This window comes from Dietzia sp. DQ11-38-2, assembly GCF_014145055.1.
In the GTDB taxonomy this organism is placed as follows: domain Bacteria; phylum Actinomycetota; class Actinomycetes; order Mycobacteriales; family Mycobacteriaceae; genus Dietzia.
On the sequence record NZ_JAALDW010000244.1, the window covers coordinates 1 to 2,837 of the forward strand.

Here is a 2,837-nt window from a genome sequence, read left to right on the forward strand (position 1 = left end):
CCGCGGTGGCGCGGGCCTCCTCTCCCGTCACCGGGGCCGTCCGCAGGATCGCCGGCGTCCTCGGTGACACCGTGCGGCGCGCCGGCGGGGCGATGAACCGCCGTCTGGCGAACCGGCGCTGACGACGCCGCCGGACCCTAGTCGCGCGACCGCTCGTAGAACGCCACGGCCGCAGCCGTGGCCACGTTGAGCGAGTCGGTTCCCGCTGTCATGGGTATCGCCGCCCGGACGTCGCACGCACGCATCGCGTGCTCGGTGAGCCCCGGCCCCTCGGCTCCGAGGACAAAGGCCACCTTGTCGGCGTCGACGGCGCGGGAGAGCGGAACCTCCCCGGAGGGGGTCAGCGCCACGGTGGTGAAACCCCGTGTTCGCAGATCCCCGAGGGAGCGGTGCCAGGTGGTCGGGGTCCCGTGCAGGTGCGCGAACGGCAACCGCAGGACGTGTCCCATGGACACGCGCACCACCCGCCGGTAGAGCGGGTCCCCGGTGGCGGCACCGAACAGCACCCCGTCGACGCCGAGCGCCGCGCAGTTGCGGAAGATGGCCCCCAGGTTCTCGGGGTCGTTGACCCCTTCGAGCACCACGAGGGTCCGGGCGCCGTCCACGACCGCGTCGACGTCGAGCGGGGCCGGCCGGTGGGCGGCGGCGAGGATGTCGCGGCTGGACCGGAACCCGATCACCTCGCTGAGCACGTCCTTGGTGGTGCGCAGGTAGACGGCTCCGGCGGCCCGTTCGTCGGCATCCCAGCCCTCCGCCGTCGCCTCGCGGCGCAGTTGCCGCAGTCGGGCGTCGGTCCCCAGCAGGAGGTGCGGCCGGAACCGGGACAGGAGCATCCTCCCCACCACGTAGGTGCCCTCGGCGATCACCAGGCCCCGCCCTCCCGGCAGGTCGGGGCGGCGGTCGGAGTGGTTGAGATCGCGGAGGTCGTCCAGCCGGGGATCGGCGGGATCGGAGACGTCGACGACGAGCACTGTCCGCGCCGCTCAGGCCAGAAGGTCGGTGATGGGCCCGATCGCGAAGAACACGAGGAACGCCGCCGCGACCACCCACAGCAGCGGGTGGACCGACCGGGCCTTGCCGGTGGCCGTGGCCATCACGACCCAGGCCACGAACCCGATCCCTATCCCGTTGGCGATGGAGTACGTGAACGGCATGGTGACGATGGTGAGGAACGCCGGCAGGGCGATGGAGAATCTCGTGAAGTCGATGTTGATGATCTGCGACATCATGAGCGCGCCGACCACCACGAGCGCGGGGGCGGCCGCCTCGACGGGGACGACCTCGTAGAGCGGTGTGAAGAACATCGCGACGAGGAAGAGGACACCCGTGACGATGTTCGCCAGTCCGGTTCGGGCGCCCTCGGCGATACCCGTCGCCGACTCGAGGAAGACGGTGTTGGAGGAGGACGAGGTGAATCCACCGGCGACGGCCCCGACTCCCTCGACCACGAGCGCGGTCTTCATGTTGGGCAGGTTGCCGTTCTCGTCCATGAGCCCGGCCTCTTTGCCCAGGCCGGTGAAGGTACCCATGGCGTCGAAGAAGTTCGCGAGCAGCAGGGTGAAGACGAACAGGCCGGCGGCAAGGGGGCCGATGCGGACGAATGCGCCGAAGAGGTCCACCTGCCCGATGAGGGAGAGGTTGGGCAGTCCGCCGAGCGTCTCTGGAATGCCCGGGACCGCGAGGTTCCACCCCGTGGGCGAGGGCTCGCCGTCGACGAACGACGGGCCGGCGTCCGCGATCGCCTCGACGATGATGGCCACGACGGTGGTGACCACGATGCCGATGAAGATGCCGCCGCGCACCTGACGGGCCACGAGGATCCCGCACAGCAGCAGCCCGAACGCGAACACGGCCGTGGGCCACGACGCGATCGATCCCTCGATCCCCAGCCCCACCGGCACCGTGGTGCCCGCGGCGTCGGGGAGTCGACGCACGAACCCGGAGTCGACGAACCCGACCATGGCGATGAACAGCCCGATGCCCACGGCGATGGCGGCCTTGAGGTCCGGGGGAATGGCGTCGAAGACCGCCTTGCGGAACCCGCTCACCGCGAGGATGACGATGATGACGCCCTCGATGACGATCAGCCCCATCGCCTCGGCCCAGGTGACCTGCCTGGCGATGGTGACCGCGACCAGGGAGTTGATGCCCAGGCCGGTGGCGAAGGCGAACGGATAGCGGGCGATCGCGCCGAAGGCCACCGTCATCACCCCGGCGGTGAACGCGGTGACCGCGGCGATCTCGATGATCGACAGCTGGTTGCCCTCGACGTCGACACCCGAACCGAGGATCAGCGGGTTGAGCACGATGATGTAGGCCATCGCGAAGAAGCTGACCACCCCGCCGCGCACCTCGCGGGACACGGTCGAACCGCGCTCGCTGATCTTGAAGTAACGGTCGAGGGGGCCCCGTGCTGGGGACCGCGACGGGGCCCCGGTGCTCTGCGACATCTGGAGACCTTCCTGGCGGTGGTGAGGAACCGTCATAGGGTAACCGGCCCTCCGCCTGCGGTAGCGTCGCGGTCATGACCGAGAGGCCGACAGAGCCGCAGGTGCCCCGAATCCCGGGCTACCTCCTGGACCCGCGGCCCGTCGTCCTCATCGGGACCCTCGCGTGGACGATCGCCCTCCTGGCGATGATGCTCATGGACGAGGTGGACATGCGCGCGGTCATCCTCTGCGCGGTCGGTGTGGGTGTGGGTGCGATCGGCACGCTCGTGTACGCGCTCCAGCGGCGTGCGGTCCTGCGCGGCAGCGCGGGGGCACAGGTCGGTCTCGACTTCGACCACACGTGAGCCGGCCCGCCCGAGGGGTCTGCGGGGTCAGGCCTGGTCGGCG

The 2,837-nt window shown here is 70.4% G+C and carries 3 protein-coding genes; 1 reads left to right on the top strand and 2 read right to left on the bottom strand.

All coding sequences use genetic code 11. The annotated features are described in order from the left end of the window. Window positions 1-137: 137 nt before the first annotated feature. Window positions 138-971, bottom strand: a complete 834-nt coding sequence (locus tag G6026_RS09185) for an RNA methyltransferase (RefSeq protein WP_182612979.1) — start codon at window positions 969-971, stop codon at window positions 138-140. Between the two features lie 12 nt (window positions 972-983). Further along, window positions 984-2,450, bottom strand: a complete 1,467-nt coding sequence (locus G6026_RS09190; RefSeq protein WP_107755843.1) for an NCS2 family permease — start codon at window positions 2,448-2,450, stop codon at window positions 984-986. 74 nt (window positions 2,451-2,524) lie between these two features. Here G6026_RS09190 and G6026_RS09195 point away from each other — a divergent pair, with 74 nt between their 5' ends. Then, the gene (locus G6026_RS09195; RefSeq protein ID WP_031264944.1) at window positions 2,525-2,794 is read left to right on the top strand and encodes a DUF2530 domain-containing protein; all 270 of its coding nucleotides are present in this window, start codon (window positions 2,525-2,527) and stop codon (window positions 2,792-2,794) included. Window positions 2,795-2,837: the final 43 nt, after the last annotated feature.